A 15,227-nucleotide genomic window follows, 5' to 3' on the forward strand; every position below is an offset into this window, starting at 1 on the left:
ATGCGCTGGGTGGCACTTGTACTGGCGATGTTGCTCGGGCCGGCGGCCGCCCTTCCCGCCGCCGAAGCGCCGAAACAAGTCGTGCTGCTGAAGCCCGCGCGCGTTTTCGACGGCTTGGACGGCAAGACGCATGCCGGCTGGCAAGTATTGGTCGAGGGCGATCGCATCGCCGCGGTCGGACCCAATTTGTCGGCGCCGGCCGACGCCAAGGTGATCGACTTGCCCGGCGAGACGCTGATGCCCGGGATGATCGAGGGCCACGGCCATTTGTTCCTCCATCCCTATAACGAGACGAGTTGGGACGATCAGGTGCTCCACGAGCCGCTCGCGCTCAGGACCGCGCGCGCGGTGGCGAGCGCCCGAGCGACCTTGCTTGCCGGCTTCACCAGCGAGCGCGACCTCGGCACCGAAGGCGCGGGCTATGCCGATGTCGGGCTGAAGGCGGCGATCGACCAGGGCATCGTCCCCGGTCCGCGGCTCAACGTCGCGACGCGCGCGATCGTCGCGCTGGGGGCTTATGGTCCCAAGGGGTTCGAGCCCGGCGTCGCCATCCCGCAGGGCGCCGAGGAAGTGTCGGGCGTCGAGTCGATCGTGGCGGCGGTGCGCCGCCAGATCGCCGGCGGCGCCGATTGGGTGAAGCTCTACGCCGATTATCGCTGGCGCCCCGGCGAGGACAGCCGCCCGACGCTCAGCCTGGAGGAGATGAAAGCCGCGGTCGCCGCCGCGCACGATGCCGGGCGCCCGGTCGCAGTCCATTCCGCCACCGCCGAGGGCATGCGCCGCGCGATCGCCGCGGGAGTCGATACGATCGAGCATGGCTATGGCGGCACGCCCGAAATCTTCGCCGAGATGGCGAAGAAAGGCATCGCGCTCTGCCCGACGCTCGCCGCATCGGACGCGACCTCGCGCTATCGCGGCTGGACCGGGGCCGAGCCGGCGCCCGAAGCCGTCCAGATCAATCGCAAGAGCTTTCAGATGGCGATGAAGGCCGGCGTCCATATCTGCATGGGCGGCGATGTCGGCGTGTTCGCCCACGGCACGAACGCGCGCGAGATGGAGCTGATGGTCGCCGGCGGCATGAGCCCCGCCGACGTGCTGATCGCCGCGACCTGGGGCAATGCGCGTTGGTTCCACCTCGATAACAAGCTGGGCGCGGTCAAACCCGGCCTGCTCGCCGATTTGATCGCGGTCGATGGCGATCCGACCGCCGACATCGCCGCGGTCCGCCAGGTGCGGATGGTGATGAAGGGTGGCACGGTGATCGCGGGCTGATTAGGGACAGGACCGATGGATATGTCGAAACCGGTCCGCGTCCGCGACGAAGCGCTCGATGCGCTGCGCGGGTTTGCCATTTTCGGAATGGTGCTCGCCAACCTCCAGGGGTCGGAGGAGCACGCTTTCTGGTGGATCAACCATGCGCCGTGGAACGGGCTGACCTTCGCCGATCTGGTGTTCCCGATGTTCCTGCTCGCGGTCGGCCTCGCGCTGCCGCTGACGATGGACGGGAAGATGCCGCGGCCGTCGATCGCGAAGATCGTGCGACGCTCGGCGTTATTGTGGTTCATCGGTTTCGCGATCGGCTTCATCGTCCATTTCAGTCTCAAGCTGGAGGAGATCCGCTTCACCGGCGTGCTCGAGCGGATCGGCATCGTCTATCTGGTCTGCGCGATCGCGTGCCGCCAGACGACGACGTGGAAAGCGCCGGCCATCGCCGCCGGCGTGCTGATGCTGGTTCATGGCGTGCTGCTTCATCTGCCAGCGCCGGGCGACCTGATCGCCAGCATGGCGCCGGGCGAAGGGATGAGCGGCTGGCTCGATCATGTCATCCTCGGCGGCACGCGGCTCTATGGCCAGCCCGATAACGGCCCGCCATTCGATCCCGAAGGGCCGCTATCGACGCTATCGGCGATCGCCACGACGATGATCGGGATCGCGGTCCAGCGCATGTCGGTGCGCCGCAAGAAGCCGGTAATCATGATCGCCGCGGTCGCCGTTTTGTGCCTGGGCCTGACGCTCGGCGCCGCCTGGTTCTGGCCGATCAACAAGAATTTGTGGACGCCGACCTTCACCCTGATCAACGCGGCGATCGGGCTTGGGCTCTTGGCCTTGCTCAAGATCGTCTGGCCGCGGATCGGCGCGTCGCGCCTTGCGCAGACGGTCGCCGCGCTCGGCGCGGTGTCGCTGACGCTCTATGTCGTCCACGATGCGGTGGCGATCGTGCTGATGATGGTGCCGATCGGCGGCGTGCATCTGGGCGAAAAGCTGCTGGCGGGGATCGCCGCGACGGGATTGCCGCTGGATTGGACGTCGATGCTGTATGCGGTGATCGCGGGTGGGATTTCGATTGCGATTACGCTGGCGCTGCGGGCGCGGGGGTGGGTGTTGAGGGTTTAGGGCAATTAAAAGCCCCTCCCCTTCAGGGGAGGGGTTGGGGTGGGGCCTATCCACGAGCGACCGGCTTGAGGCACTGCCCCACCCCCAACCCCTCCCCTGAAGGGGAGGGGCTTAAGCTACCCACTCACCCCACCCGCTCGACCGTAACACTCTGCGACAGGCATTCCGCCTCGCCGAAGATGGTCATGAAGCTGATATCGGTGGCATCCCGCCCAACCCCGATCCGCACCAGCCCTTCGACCGGCGCCAGCCCGGTGGGATCGATCAGCCGCCATTCGCCGTCCAGCCACACTTCGACCACCGCGTGGAAATCGGGCGGATCGAGCCGCCAGGCATAGGCCGCGGCCATCCGCGCCGGGATGTCGGCGGCGCGGACGAAGGCGATCAGCAGATGCGCGAAATCGCGGCACACGCCGCGATGCGCGATATAGGTGTCGGCGGCGGTGGTGGTCGCGTCGCTCGACCCGACGACATAATCGAGATGCCCGCGGATCCACGCCGCCATCGCCTCGACCCGATCGCCGCCCGACAGCGCGCCGAACTCGCGCCGGACGAGCGCATCGAACCGGTCGGATTCGCAATAGCGGCTAGGGAACAGGAACGGCACCACGTCGGCCGGCAGCTGCTTGATGTCGTCGGCGGCGAGGCCATGGAGCGTCGCGTCGGTGCGATCGATCTCGACCGTCGCGGTGTAATGCGCGGTCACGCGCCCCTCCCCCCGCGTCCAGGTGCGCCGCCCAAGCCCGTTATCCGCCGGGATCGGGCGCAATGCCTCTACCCCGCCGATCCGCAACAGGTCGGTGACCAGATGCTGATCGGGCGTCTGCGCCACTTCCAGCGCGAACAGCAGGTCGGCCGGCGCGGCAAGCCAATAGTCGAGCCGGGCGTCGATGGAGAGGCGCATGGAGTCTTTCTGGAACGGAGTCGCATCGATCCTATCCGATAACCGCCCTGCTCCGCTATGCTCGGGATCAGGAGAAGGGGAGCAGGCGAGCATGCCGTCCGACGACCCGATGACGGCCCCGATGACGGCCGGCACGCGGTTCAGTTACCGCTGCACGCGCTGCAACAGCTGCTGCGTCGACAAGCGTATCCAGGTCAATCCGTATGAGATCGCCCGGCTGGCGCGCAATCGCGGCGTCTCCACTGCCCAGGCGCGCGACGATTTCACCATCGACGGCGCCTTGCGCCAGCAGGAGGACGGGCGCTGCATCTTCCTGGGCGATCAGGGCTGTACCGTCCATGCCGACCGCCCGCTGGTCTGCCGGCTGTTTCCGCTCGGCCGCGTGATCGATGCCGCGGGCAAGGTGCATTTCGTGCCCTATCCCGATCCCCTGGCCGCGCACGGCGAGTTCGGAAAGGCGGGCGTGGTCGCCGATTATCTGGAGGCGCAGGGCGCGACCGCGTTCATCGCCGCAGCCGACGCCTATTTCGCCTTTTTCTGCCGCGCCAACGCGCAGATGAGCGCAGGCACGCCGGTCGTCGCCGATCCCGACCGCGACCTGCTCGACATCGACAGCGAGATCGCCGCGGCGTGCGCGGCCAGCGGCATCGCGGAGCCCGAGGATCTGCTCGACCGGATGTGGCTGCACATCAGCCTGCTCGATGCGATGCTCGATCCCTAACATGGCGGCCGCGCCGACCGCGCGCCGGCGGCATCCGGACAAAACGAAGGCCGCGCGACCCCATCGGATCGCGCGGCCTGTTGTTCCGGTGGCGGGTCGCCCCGCCGCCGCGCCGATTACTCGGCGACGTTGCTGGCGTTGGCCGTGACGTCGCTGACGTTCTCGTCGGTGATGTTGGTGGTGTCGGTCAGGTTCACGTCGTCGGTGTTGGTGACGACGACGGCGTTGTCGGCCGCCTTGTTGCCGCCGCAAGCCGCGAGGCCGAGCACGACAGGAGCAATCACCGAGAGAACTACGAGCTTCTTCATGGACAAATCTCCGTAAAATCCAGGCCGCGCCCCCGCTCGGCACAGCGCCTCGCGAATTGGTCCTGGGGTAAGTCCGGCGGTGCGTATGGCGCAATTCCCATCGGATTGGTAGGGGAAAATGCACCGTTTGTCGCAAGGAGGAGAGAAACCTCCATTTTGGTGCATTCGGTCTACCCATCGCCCCCATCCTCAGTAAAGGGGCTTGCTTTGCCGTGAACAATAGAAGAACATTCCAGCGTCTCCGCCTATTGCCATCTAGGGCAAATTAAGACACCATGTCATAAATTGTCCCAGAGGTTTTATGCTTAACGATTTCGCCCTCCTCCGTGCCCGCGCGGCCTTGTCGGTAGAGGAACTGGCCCTCATGACCGGCTATAGCCCGCGCCAGATTTATCGTTGGGAGGCTGGGGACGGAACACCCCGGGAAGCGGTTATCGGTTTACTGCGTGCTATGGCAGCGGTGCCTCAATCTCCATCCCAAGGCCGTTTCACCTTTATTGATCTTTTTGCAGGCATCGGCGGCCTCCGGCGCGGGTTTGACGCAGTGGGCGGTCACTGCGTCTTCACGTCCGAATGGAACAAATACGCGCAGCAAACTTACGCAGCCAACTACCGCGACAATCGTTCCATAGAAGGCGATATAACTGCGGTCGCCACCGACGATATTCCCGATCATGACGTCCTCTTGGCGGGCTTCCCCTGTCAGCCATTTTCGATAGCGGGTGTTTCGAAGAAGAATTCCTTAGGCCGCCAGCATGGCTTTCTTGACGAGACACAGGGCACGCTTTTTTTTGATGTTGCCCGGATTATTAAAGCCAAGCGCCCTGCCGCGTTCATGTTGGAAAATGTAAAAAATCTTACCAGCCATGATAAAGGCCGGACCTTTGCGGTTATAGTTAAAACCCTGACCGATGAATTAGGCTATAAGGTTTGGCACAAAGTTATCGATGCTCAACATTTTGTCCCACAACATCGCGAACGAATCGTTATCGTTGGCTTCCGAGACGAAGTTCCCTTCAGCTGGAACGCGCTTAACCTGCCGCAGAAGGGCCGAATTAAACTCGATAGTATTTTACACCCCGAAGATGGATCTGAGGAACCAGAGGCCCATTTCACGCAAGGTCCGAAGGGCGTTGTTAGCGACAAGTACACACTGAGCGACAAACTCTGGCGGTATTTGCAGGATTATGCCGACAAGCATCGCGCGGCAGGAAACGGCTTCGGCTATGGATTGGTTTCATCCCAGGATGTGGCGCGCACCCTTTCCGCCCGCTATTATAAGGACGGTTCCGAAATACTTGTTAGTCAAGGTAAAGATCGAAACCCGCGTCGCCTGACTCCGCGCGAATGCGCTCGCCTGATGGGTTACCCCGACGACTTCCGCATCCCCGTCTCAGACACGCAGGCCTATAAGCAATTTGGCAATTCGGTTGCAGTGCCGGTGTTCGAAGAGGTTGCCCGTATCATGCAGCCCCATATTCAAATGTTGGTCGAGGCAGCAGACCAGCAAAAGGCCGCGTGACGCTTTGGCAGATGTTCACGACAACGCCACGCGCAGGCGGAATATGGCTGCTATTAGGAGCGGCCACACGAAGCCTGAACTGCTTGTCAGAAGAGCTCTGCACGGTATGGGCCTAAGATTTCGTCTGCACGCCAAGAACATGCCCGGCAAGCCCGATCTCGTGTTCATGCGGCATCGCGCCGTGATCTTCATAAATGGCTGCTTTTGGCATCAGCATGATTGCCATCTATTTAAATGGCCGGCGACCCGCAGCGAGTTTTGGCGAACGAAGATCGGTCGCAACGTCGAGAATGACGCAAGAGCCGCTGAGGCTCTTCTGCAGATGGGCTGGCGAGTGGGCACAGTATGGGAATGCGCGCTTAAGGGTCGCACCAGACTGGACGAAGCCGAGGCTATGCACCGCCTCGCAGCTTGGGTACGCTCTAATGAGAAAACCATAACTATACAGGGCGAATAGCTTTGGCAGGAACAGTTGCTAACTTTTCGCAATGGCTCGACGCGAATTCGGGTTCTAACGTCATCTGGTACGTGAAGCGGCTGTCGGGCAACGACACCCTCGCGAGCGGCTCGCACCAAGCGGGCCCTTATGTACCGAAGGAGTTTTTGTTCCGGATTTTTCCGACCATCGATCGTACGGATATCAAGAACCCCGACACGCATTTCGATCTCTATATCGATTCGCATTCCGACCAGCGGCGGGTCAGGGCGATTTATTACAACAATCGCTATCACGACACGACCGCCAGCCGAGGGCGGGATGAAGCGCGATTGACAAATTTTGGCGGAGCCCGCTCGGCGCTGCTTGACCCGGAAAACACGGGCGCTCTTACGATCTTCGCTTTCAGATTAGACGACCGCGGCCATGCTCTCGACTGTCGCGTTTGGGTTTGCGGAAGCGTTTCTGAAGAAGATTTGGCTGAAGAACGGGTTGGCCCCATCGAGCCGGGGCGTTATCTGGTCTGGTCGCCGGGCACTGCGGAAAATGTGCCGCAGCTGATTGAGAAAACGCGCGCTAATTGCTGGCTCAACCCTGCCGAAATGCCAGCTGAATGGCTCCAAACCTTTCCCTCGGGGTCAGACATCATACGTAAGACGATTGAGATGCGTCCGGATCGTAAATTGTCTCCCGACAAGCGTCTGCAACGCCGGCGCGATTGCGAGTTCCAGATTTTTCGCAGCGTCGAGCAGGCAATCGAGTTGCCGAAGATCACTGCCGGTTTCACGTCGGTTGATGAATTCGTCATTCGTGCTCAGACAATCTTGCAGCGGCGCAAAGCCCGCTCGGGTCGATCGCTTGAACTGCACACTCTCGAAATTTTTACAGAGGAGCGCCTGATTGAGGGCCAAGATTTCTCCCATCAGCCAGAATCTGATGCTGGGAAGCGCCCGGACTTCTTGTTCCCTTCAGAAGCGGCGTACAAAGACACCAGCTTCCCGGAAGATCAGTTGCGAATGTTAGCCGTTAAAACTACCTGTAAAGATCGCTGGCGACAAATTCTCAACGAGGCAAATCGGATCCCGGTCAAACACCTTCTTACACTTCAGGAAGGAGTGTCATTGTCTCAGTTTAAAGAGATGACGGAGGCCGGCGTTCGACTAGTAGTGCCAGAGGCTTTAAAAGATTCATATCCGGAAGAGATCAGACCGCAGTTGCAATCGCTCGAAAATTTTATCGATGAAATTCGCCTGCTTGCCGATGAGGCCGGACCGGCCTGAAGGCACTTCGAACGGCAATAGCGCTCGCCAGACAATCGACTGGCCTTGGTTTAACATAAACGTCGTTGTCAATGGGCCGCACTCATTCCCCGGCCACCTACTCCACCACCCAAAATCACCCTCCCCCAACACCCTTTACGCTTCGTTTACCACGCCCGGCGCAAAACACGCTCTGTGCAGGGCGATGTGCGCCCAGGGGACGCTTATGGATTCGCAGCGCGGCTACGAAGAGGACCGGTCGGATGCCGATCGCGTCGTCGCGGATGATGGGATCGACGACACGGTGGCGGCGGCGATCGGCAACGATGAGCGGCGCATGCACGTGCGCGCGTACAATCATTGGGTGTCGTTGCTGCGCGGGCGCGCTTATCCGTCGATCGAGGATCTCGACCCCGCCAACATCGCCGATTTCGGCCCGCATTCGGTGCTGCTCGATTTCACCGCCGGGATCGAGGATCCGGCGATCGCCTATCTCGGCCGCGCGCTGCGCGATGAGACCGCGCTCGATCAGTCGATCACCCATATCTCGCAAGTGCCCAGCCGGTCGCTGCTGTCGCGGCTGACCGACCATTATCTTCAGATCATCGCCAACCGCGCCCCGATCGGGTTCGAGGCCGAGTTCGTCGGCACGCGTGGCTATAATACGATGTATCGCGGCATCCTGATGCCCTTCTCCTCAAACGACGACACGATCGATTTCATCTATGGCGTGATCAACTGGAAGGAACTGGTCGACGCCGACACGCAAAAGAAGCTCGACGCCGAGGTCGATACCGCGTTGCGCGCCGCGCCCAAGCCGCAGGCGGCCGCCCCGGTCTGGGCCGATGGTCCCGCCGCCGACGTCTCGCCGGTCGCCGAACCCGAGGATCTGGCCGGCAAGCTGGAACAGGCGCGCCAGACCGCGCAGGCCGCGACCAATGCCGATACGCGCAGCCGCGCCGCGCTCTATCGCGCGCTGGGCCGCGCGCACGATTTCGGGCTCGCCGCCGAGCAGGATAGCGACACCTATGACCGTTTGCTCGCCGATGCCGGGGTGACCGTGCAGGAGCGCGCGCCGATGACGGCGGTGGCGAAATTGGTGTTCGGCGCCGATTACGACAAAGCGCGGCTGACCGAATTCGCCGCGGTGCTGGCGCATGCCCGCCGCCACTCCATCCCCGCCGGCCAGCTGACGCCGTTGCTCGAAACCGTCAATGGCGGGATCAAGGCAGTGGTCGCGGCCGAGCGGGCGGCGCGCAATCCGGCGAAGGAAGAGGGGCGCGATCCGCTTGCGGATATTGCCGAGCGGCTGGTGCTGGCGAGTGTCGAGTTTGCTACCGGGCTGGAGCCTGGGGAGCTGGTCGTGCTGCTGGGGCGGGCGACGGGTGAAGGGACGGTGGATATCGTTGCTTCGGTGGCGAATGACCGGTCGCTCGCGGCTCGGACGTTGAAGGCGGCGAAGTAGTTCCAAAGCTCGGCGCATCTCCCGCGCTGTCTTACACTCCTGCGTCATCCCGGCCTTGTGCCGGGATCCACGGTGCCGCAAGCGCGGAACCCTGAGCCTCTTGCTTCTCAGCCAGCCTCCCGGTGGATCCCGGCACAAGGCCGGGATGACGGTTGGAATAGGCCGCACCCGCCCGTCTTATTACCCCCACAAACCAAGTTACACCCGAAACTATCCTTGAGCCCGCCGGTCCGCGGGGGCATAGGACGGCGATGGCCAAGACCACGCTGAAATCGCTGTCGGACGCGCTTGCGGACCGGCTGACCAAGGGCGCCTTGCCGGGAGAGCTGCAGGGGTTTGGAAAGGCGGAGCGCGCGGAAGCCGCGAACTTCGTCGCCACCGCCGCGTACAACCGCCCGCCGGGCGGGCCGACCATGGCGATCGAGCCGATCGCGGCCAACGATCCGCGCCGCCGCATGCGCGTGGCGATCGTTAATGACGACATGCCGTTCCTGGTCGATTCGGTCGCGGCGACCATCGCGGCGCAGGGCATTGCGGTGGATCGCATCATCCACCCGGTCATCCCGGTCACGCGCGACCCCTCGGGCGGGCTGATGGGCGTCGGCGACGGCAATCCCGAATCGATGATCTATATCGAGATGGAGCGGGCCGATGCGCGCGAGCGCCGGGCGCTGGTCACCGCGCTCGAAGACAATCTGAAGGACGTGCGCGCCGCGGTGTACGACTGGGTGCCGTTGCAGGAGGCGATGGCGACCGATGCCGCGACGCTGACCGGCACGGGCGCGGAATTGCTCCGCTGGTTCCTCGACCGCCATTTCACGCTGCTCGGTCACGGCAAGTTCGGCCGCGAAGGCGGCGCGCGCGATCCGCTCGGCATCTGCCGCAACAAGCACGAGACCCCGATCCTGGCCGAAGCCTCGCGCGCGCTGGCGATCGAATGGTTCGAAAAGGGCAATGAAGCGCCGTTGCTGCTCAAGTCGAACTTCATCTCCAGCGTGCATCGCCACATCCCGCTCGACCTGATCGTGGTGCCGATCCGCGATGGCAAGAAGGTTTCCGGCCTGTCGATCCATGCCGGCCTGTGGACCTCGTCCGCGCTCAACTCGCCGCCCGACGACGTGCCGGGCCTGCGCACGCGGCTGGGCGATTTGCAGAAGAAATTCGGGTTCGATCCCAAGGGCCATGCCGGCAAGGCGCTCGAACATGCGCTGACCACCCTGCCCCATGATCTGCTGATCGCCTTCACGCCCGAGGCGCTGGAGGACGTCGCGCTGACGGCGATGAGCCTGGCCGACCGGCCGCGGCCCAAATTGGTGTTGGCGCGGTCGATCCTTGGCCGGCATCTATTCTGTTTCGTGTGGCTGCCGCGCGACGAATTCACCACCGCGCGCCGCATCGCGATCGGCGACATGCTGGCCGAGGCGGCCGGCGGCGCCGTGCTCAACTGGGCGATCGCGATGGACGATCTGGTCGCGCTGATCCGCTATACGGTCGATCTGCGCGGCGAGAGCCGGATGCCCGACGTCGCCGCGCTCGATACCCGCCTGGCGCGGATGATGCGCGGCTGGGCGCCGGCGGTCGAAGCGGCGCTGGCCGAAACCGATGTGGCGCGGTCGACGCGATTGGCGCTGCGCTGGGCGAATTGCTTCCCGCAAGGCTATCGCACGGTCAACAGCGCCGACGAAGCGGCGCGCGACATCCTCAGCCTGTCGACGCTCGAAACGCCGGAGCAGCGCGCGGTCCGCCTCTATCGCGACGCGCGCGGCGAAGCGCGGCTGAAACTCTATCGCCTCGGCGGCTCGATCGCGCTGTCGGATGCGGTGCCGGTGCTGGAGAATTTCGGCTTCCGCGTGATCGAGGAAGTGCCGACCGCGCTGACCGACGAGGGTCAGGGCTACATCCACGAATTCCTGATCGAGGCGGCGGGCGGCGTCGGCGCGGTGTTCGACGGCAATACCAGCGTGCTGGAAAATGCGGTCGCCGCGGTGCTGGAAGGCAATGCGGAGAACGATGCGTTCAACCGCCTGATCGTCGACCTCAATATGGCGCCAAGCTCGGCGGTGCTGTTCCGCGCCTGGTTCCGCTATCTGCGCCAGGGCGGACTGAACTATGGCCTGACCACGGTGGTCGACGCGCTGCGCCGGGCGCCGGTGGTCACCGCCGCGCTGATCGACCGGTTCGACGCCGCGCACGGGCCGGGCGGCAAAAGCGAAGCCGGGGTGATCGCCGCCGATGAGGCGATCAAGGCCGGGCTCAACAATGTCTCAGCGATCGACGACGACCGCATCCTGCGCGCGATCCATGGCGTGATCGCCGCGACGTTGCGCACCAACGCTTTCACCCCCGCGGCGGACGAAGCGCTGGCGTTCAAGCTCGACAGCCACAAGGTGCCGGGCCTGCCCGCGCCGCTGCCTTGGCGCGAGATCTGGGTGTACAGCCCGCGGGTCGAGGGCATCCATCTGCGCGCCGGCCCGGTCGCGCGCGGCGGGCTGCGCTGGTCCGACCGGCGCGACGACTTCCGCACCGAGATTCTCGGCCTGATGAAGGCGCAGCGCGTCAAGAACGCGGTGATCGTGCCGACCGGCGCCAAGGGCGGCTTCTATCCCAAGCAGCTGCCCAGCCCCTCGGTCGATCGCGACGCCTGGTTCGCCGAAGGGACCGAGAGTTACCGCATCTTCATCCGCACCTTGCTGTCGGTCACCGACAATATCGTCGAGGGCAAGGTCGTCCATCCCAGGGGCGTGACGATCCTGGACGGCGACGATCCCTATTTCGTCGTTGCCGCCGACAAGGGCACGGCGACCTTCTCCGACGTCGCCAATGCGATCGCGATCGAGCGCGGCTTCTGGCTGGGCGACGCCTTCGCCTCGGGCGGCAGCTATGGCTATGACCATAAGGCGATGGCGATCACTGCCAAGGGCGCCTGGATCTCGGTCCAGCGCCACTTCGCCGAGCGCGGGGTCGACGTGCAGACGCAATCGATCCGCGTGGTCGGCTGTGGCGACATGTCGGGCGACGTGTTCGGCAACGGCATGCTCTTGAGCCAGGCGATCAAATTGGTCGCGGCGTTCGACCATCGCCACATCTTCCTCGACCCCGATCCCGATCCGGCCGCGAGCTGGGCGGAGCGCGAGCGCATGTTCAACCTGCCGCGGTCGAGCTGGGCGGATTACAATCCCAAGCTGATCTCGAAGGGTGGCGGCGTGTTCCCGCGCAGCGCCAAGACGATCCCGCTGTCGAAACAGGTCAAGGCCGCGCTCGACATTCAGGCCGACGAGCTCGAGCCCGCCGCGTTGATCTCGGCGATCCTCAAATCGCCCGCCGACCTGATCTGGTTCGGCGGCATCGGCACCTATGTGAAGGCGGCGAGCGAGAACCATATCGAGGTGGGCGACCCGGCCAACGACCGCTTGCGCGTCAATGCCGAGGATATCCGCGCGACCGCGATCGGCGAAGGCGCCAATCTGGGCGTGACCCAGGCCGGACGCATCGCCTTCGCGTCGAAGGGCGGGCGGATCAACACCGACTTTATCGACAATTCGGCGGGCGTCGATTGCTCGGATAACGAGGTCAATATCAAGATCGCGCTCAACCGCGAGATGATCGAAGGCCGGCTGCAGTTCGAGGCGCGCAACAAATTGCTCGTCCAGATGACCGACGACGTCGCGCATCTGGTGCTCGAGGACAACCGGCTGCAGACGCTGGCGCTGTCGATCATGGAACAAGACGGCGCCCAGGCCTTGCCGAGCTTCGTCCGCCTGATCGAGATTTTCGAGAGCGCCGGCCGGCTCGACCGCGTGGTGGAGGGGCTGGCCGATAATGGCACCCTGCTGCGCCGGGCGCCCGAAGGCCGCGGCCTGACGCGTCCCGAACTCGCGGTGCTGCTCGCCACCGCCAAGCTCGCGCTGCAGGATTCGATCGAGCATTCGGAGCTCGGCAGCGACGACGCGCTGCTCCCCGATCTCCACGCCGCTTTCCCGCACGCGATGCGCAAGAAGTTCGGCGAGGCGATCGACCAGCATCGCCTGCGCAGCGAGATTATCGCGACCAAGCTCGCCAATCGCGTCGTCAATCGCCTTGGCGTGCTCCACCCGTTCGAGCTGGCGGAGGAGGAAGGTGCTGCGATGGCCGACATCGCGGCGATGTTCGTGGTGGTCGAGCGGCTCTATGATCTCGACAAATTATGGGCCGAGATCGAGCGCGCGCCGATGCCCGAAATGGGCCGTCTGGCGCTGTTCGACGAAGTGGCGGCCGCGGTGCGCAGCCAGATCGCCGATCTGTTGCGGGTGACCGCTCCTGGCACGACGCCGTCGGTGGTGATCGCGCGGCTGGCCAAGGGCGTCGCCGCGCTCGACCGCAAGACCAAGGAATTGCTGCTCGAGGAAGCGAGCGCGCAATCGGTCCGCATCTCGACCAGCCTGGAAGCGGCTGGCGCGCCCGCCGCGCTAGCGAAGAAGGTCGTGCGGCTGTTCGAGCTCGATGGCGCGGTCGGCCTCGCCGATCTCGGCGCCGAGCTCGGCATGGACGAGACCGTATTGACGCGCGCCTTCACCCATCTGGGTCAGGCGCTCGGGCTCGACTGGGCACAGGCGACCGCGGCGCGCATCCTGTCGAGCGACCCGTGGGAACGCCTGCTGATCGCCGGGCTCGCGCGCGACTTCCAACAGCTCCGCCTCGAATTCCTCGAACGGCATGCCGGCAAGGATCCCGAGGCCGCGGTCGAGATGTGGCTGGGCGCCAATGCTGGCCGCGTCGCGCAATTCAAGGGCGTGGTCGACCGCGCCCGGACGGCAGCGACGCCGAATGCCGCGATGCTGGCGCAGATCGCGGGGCAAGCGCGAGTGTTGCTGGGGCGGTAATCGCTAACCCTCTCCCGCGTGCGGGAGAGGGAGGGGCCCGCCGCCGAAGGCGGTGGGAGGGTGAGGGTCTTCTTACTTCTTCTGTCCCGGCACCCGCGCCTCGAAGAAGAAAGAAGACCCTCACCCAACCTGCACCGGGTGAACAGCGCCCCGCGCTGTTCAGGTCATGCCGGGGGCATGACCGACCCGGTGCACCCGCTTGCGGGAGAGGGCTTGAGCGCAGCTGCCGTCTACGACTGCAGGTTCAAACTTTAACCTCAATCTTCGCCCTCTGCCGCGCCTTCAACTCACCCTTCCATCCCCGCGCGCGCCACCACATGATCACCCCGGTGACTGCCAGTACGGCCGGCAGCAACCCGCCGAGGAAAATCACCACCTGCCACAGCAAACCCATCCGCGTGCCGTCATGGATGCGGCGCATCAGGCGGGCAGTGTCTTCCCTGGGCGGCGGCGAGGCCTTCGCCGTTCCGGTCGCATCGTCGACCTTGACCTGACGCCCGGCCCCTTCGCCGATCGTCACGGTCCATTCGGGCTTGAGGTCGGTCGGCCAGGCGACCATCGCAACGTCGCCGGGCAATGCCGCCCGGGCGCTGGCGATCGCGGTATCGAGGCTGGTCTTCGGCGCCTCCAAAGGCTTGGCGCGCGCCATCGCGGCGCGGTCGGGGCCCTTTTGCGGCTGCGCGCCCGACATCGCGCCGAAGAATTGCGGAAAGCTGATCCACGCGCCGGTCAGCGACAGTGCGAATAACGGCAAGGCGATCCAGAAACCGAACAGATGGTGCAGATTGGTGTCGAGATTGCGATGCCGCCGCCATCTCAGCCCGCGCACCCATTTGCCGACGGTCGGCCACCACAGCCAGATCCCCGTGAAGCACGAGAACAGCATGAAGACGCCCAGCCAGCCGACGATCGAGCGTCCCCAGACCGGGATCATCAGGCTGCCATGGATCATGTGCATCGCGCGGATCAGGCCGGAATTGCTGTTCGCGTGATCGAGCACCCGCGCGGTGGGCGGATCGAGCCAGACGTTGGTGCGCGTCGGTGGTCCCGCTTGCGATCGGGCGCCACCCGGTATGGCCGCGACGATCACCGGGCCATCGCGCTGGGGCAAGGTGATCGACTGGATACGGTCGTCGGGCTTGAGCACCGATTTCGCCGCCGCGACATAGAGCTGGGAATCGAGCGCCTGCTCGCCGCTTACCGTATAACGCTGCGGGTTAAGGCCATGGTCGAGCGCTTCGTCCCATACCAGCGCAGCGCCGGTCACGCACAAGGGGATGATCAGGATCGCCAGAATCAGCCCGATCCATTTGTGCACCTGGAACCAGAAATTGCGCAGCCCGATCTTGGTCATCGTCG

The 15,227-nt window shown here is 64.4% G+C and carries 11 protein-coding genes; 8 read left to right on the forward strand and 3 right to left on the reverse strand.

The genetic code is table 11. From position 1 onward, the window contains the following. Both AC1DRD_RS20055 and AC1DRD_RS20060 read left to right on the forward strand, forming a co-directional pair. Complete coding sequence (locus tag AC1DRD_RS20055) at positions 1 to 1,272, forward strand: metal-dependent hydrolase family protein (RefSeq protein ID WP_478042773.1); 1,272 nt, start codon at positions 1 to 3, stop codon at positions 1,270 to 1,272. Positions 1,273 to 1,293: 21 nt separating this feature from the next. Beyond that, positions 1,294 to 2,394 carry an acyltransferase family protein gene (locus tag AC1DRD_RS20060; protein WP_478042774.1) on the forward strand — a complete coding sequence of 367 codons (1,101 nt, stop codon included), beginning with the start codon at positions 1,294 to 1,296 and terminating at the stop codon, positions 2,392 to 2,394. A gap of 124 nt (positions 2,395 to 2,518) precedes the next feature. Here AC1DRD_RS20060 and AC1DRD_RS20065 read toward each other — a convergent pair whose 3' ends face one another. Continuing rightward, the gene (locus tag AC1DRD_RS20065) at positions 2,519 to 3,298 is read right to left on the reverse strand and encodes a transglutaminase-like domain-containing protein (protein ID WP_478042775.1); all 780 of its coding nucleotides are present in this window, start codon (positions 3,296 to 3,298) and stop codon (positions 2,519 to 2,521) included. Between the two features lie 91 nt (positions 3,299 to 3,389). Between AC1DRD_RS20065 and AC1DRD_RS20070 the strand changes: the two genes are divergently transcribed. Beyond that, on the forward strand, positions 3,390 to 4,019 hold the full coding sequence (locus AC1DRD_RS20070; RefSeq protein ID WP_478042776.1) for a YkgJ family cysteine cluster protein: 630 nt from the start codon (positions 3,390 to 3,392) through the stop codon (positions 4,017 to 4,019). A gap of 116 nt (positions 4,020 to 4,135) precedes the next feature. Here the strand turns inward: AC1DRD_RS20070 and AC1DRD_RS20075 are convergent, their stop codons facing one another. Further along, on the reverse strand, positions 4,136 to 4,327 hold the full coding sequence (locus AC1DRD_RS20075; RefSeq protein WP_478042777.1) for a hypothetical protein: 192 nt from the start codon (positions 4,325 to 4,327) through the stop codon (positions 4,136 to 4,138). Positions 4,328 to 4,628: 301 nt separating this feature from the next. Between AC1DRD_RS20075 and dcm the strand changes: the two genes are divergently transcribed. The 5 genes from dcm (at position 4,629) to AC1DRD_RS20100 (ending at position 13,868) form a co-directional block, all read left to right on the forward strand. Beyond that, on the forward strand, positions 4,629 to 5,849 hold the full coding sequence (dcm, locus tag AC1DRD_RS20080) for a DNA (cytosine-5-)-methyltransferase (RefSeq protein WP_478042778.1): 1,221 nt from the start codon (positions 4,629 to 4,631) through the stop codon (positions 5,847 to 5,849). A 43-nt stretch (positions 5,850 to 5,892) separates the two neighbouring features. Next, positions 5,893 to 6,306 carry a very short patch repair endonuclease gene (locus AC1DRD_RS20085; RefSeq protein ID WP_478042779.1) on the forward strand — a complete coding sequence of 138 codons (414 nt, stop codon included), beginning with the start codon at positions 5,893 to 5,895 and terminating at the stop codon, positions 6,304 to 6,306. 2 nt (positions 6,307 to 6,308) lie between these two features. After that, positions 6,309 to 7,565 carry a type II restriction endonuclease gene (locus tag AC1DRD_RS20090; protein ID WP_478042780.1) on the forward strand — a complete coding sequence of 419 codons (1,257 nt, stop codon included), beginning with the start codon at positions 6,309 to 6,311 and terminating at the stop codon, positions 7,563 to 7,565. A gap of 205 nt (positions 7,566 to 7,770) precedes the next feature. Further along, the gene (locus AC1DRD_RS20095; protein WP_478042781.1) at positions 7,771 to 9,009 is read left to right on the forward strand and encodes a PAS domain-containing protein; all 1,239 of its coding nucleotides are present in this window, start codon (positions 7,771 to 7,773) and stop codon (positions 9,007 to 9,009) included. A 251-nt stretch (positions 9,010 to 9,260) separates the two neighbouring features. Further along, positions 9,261 to 13,868: an NAD-glutamate dehydrogenase gene (locus AC1DRD_RS20100; RefSeq protein WP_478042782.1), complete on the forward strand. Its 4,608-nt coding sequence runs from the start codon at positions 9,261 to 9,263 to the stop codon at positions 13,866 to 13,868. Positions 13,869 to 14,112: 244 nt separating this feature from the next. Here the strand turns inward: AC1DRD_RS20100 and AC1DRD_RS20105 are convergent, their stop codons facing one another. Further along, on the reverse strand, positions 14,113 to 15,222 hold the full coding sequence (locus AC1DRD_RS20105) for a PepSY-associated TM helix domain-containing protein (RefSeq protein ID WP_478042783.1): 1,110 nt from the start codon (positions 15,220 to 15,222) through the stop codon (positions 14,113 to 14,115). Positions 15,223 to 15,227: the final 5 nt, after the last annotated feature.

The sequence above is a fragment of the Sphingomonas sp. P4_G2 genome, assembly GCF_056401155.1.

Excerpts from the sequence above, each read along its gene's own strand:
- AC1DRD_RS20055 (WP_478042773.1), top strand. The coding sequence starts at position 1 with ATGCGCTGGGTGGCACTTGTACTGGCGATGTTGCTCGGGCCGGCGGCC.
- AC1DRD_RS20060 (WP_478042774.1), top strand. The coding sequence starts at position 1,294 with ATGTCGAAACCGGTCCGCGTCCGCGACGAAGCGCTCGATGCGCTGCGC.
- AC1DRD_RS20065 (WP_478042775.1), bottom strand. The coding sequence starts at position 3,298 with ATGCGCCTCTCCATCGACGCCCGGCTCGACTATTGGCTTGCCGCGCCG.
- AC1DRD_RS20070 (WP_478042776.1), top strand. The coding sequence starts at position 3,390 with ATGCCGTCCGACGACCCGATGACGGCCCCGATGACGGCCGGCACGCGG.
- AC1DRD_RS20075 (WP_478042777.1), bottom strand. The coding sequence starts at position 4,327 with ATGAAGAAGCTCGTAGTTCTCTCGGTGATTGCTCCTGTCGTGCTCGGC.
- dcm (WP_478042778.1), top strand. The coding sequence starts at position 4,629 with ATGCTTAACGATTTCGCCCTCCTCCGTGCCCGCGCGGCCTTGTCGGTA.
- AC1DRD_RS20085 (WP_478042779.1), top strand. The coding sequence starts at position 5,893 with ATGGCTGCTATTAGGAGCGGCCACACGAAGCCTGAACTGCTTGTCAGA.
- AC1DRD_RS20095 (WP_478042781.1), top strand. The coding sequence starts at position 7,771 with ATGGATTCGCAGCGCGGCTACGAAGAGGACCGGTCGGATGCCGATCGC.
- AC1DRD_RS20100 (WP_478042782.1), top strand. The coding sequence starts at position 9,261 with ATGGCCAAGACCACGCTGAAATCGCTGTCGGACGCGCTTGCGGACCGG.
- AC1DRD_RS20105 (WP_478042783.1), bottom strand. The coding sequence starts at position 15,222 with ATGACCAAGATCGGGCTGCGCAATTTCTGGTTCCAGGTGCACAAATGG.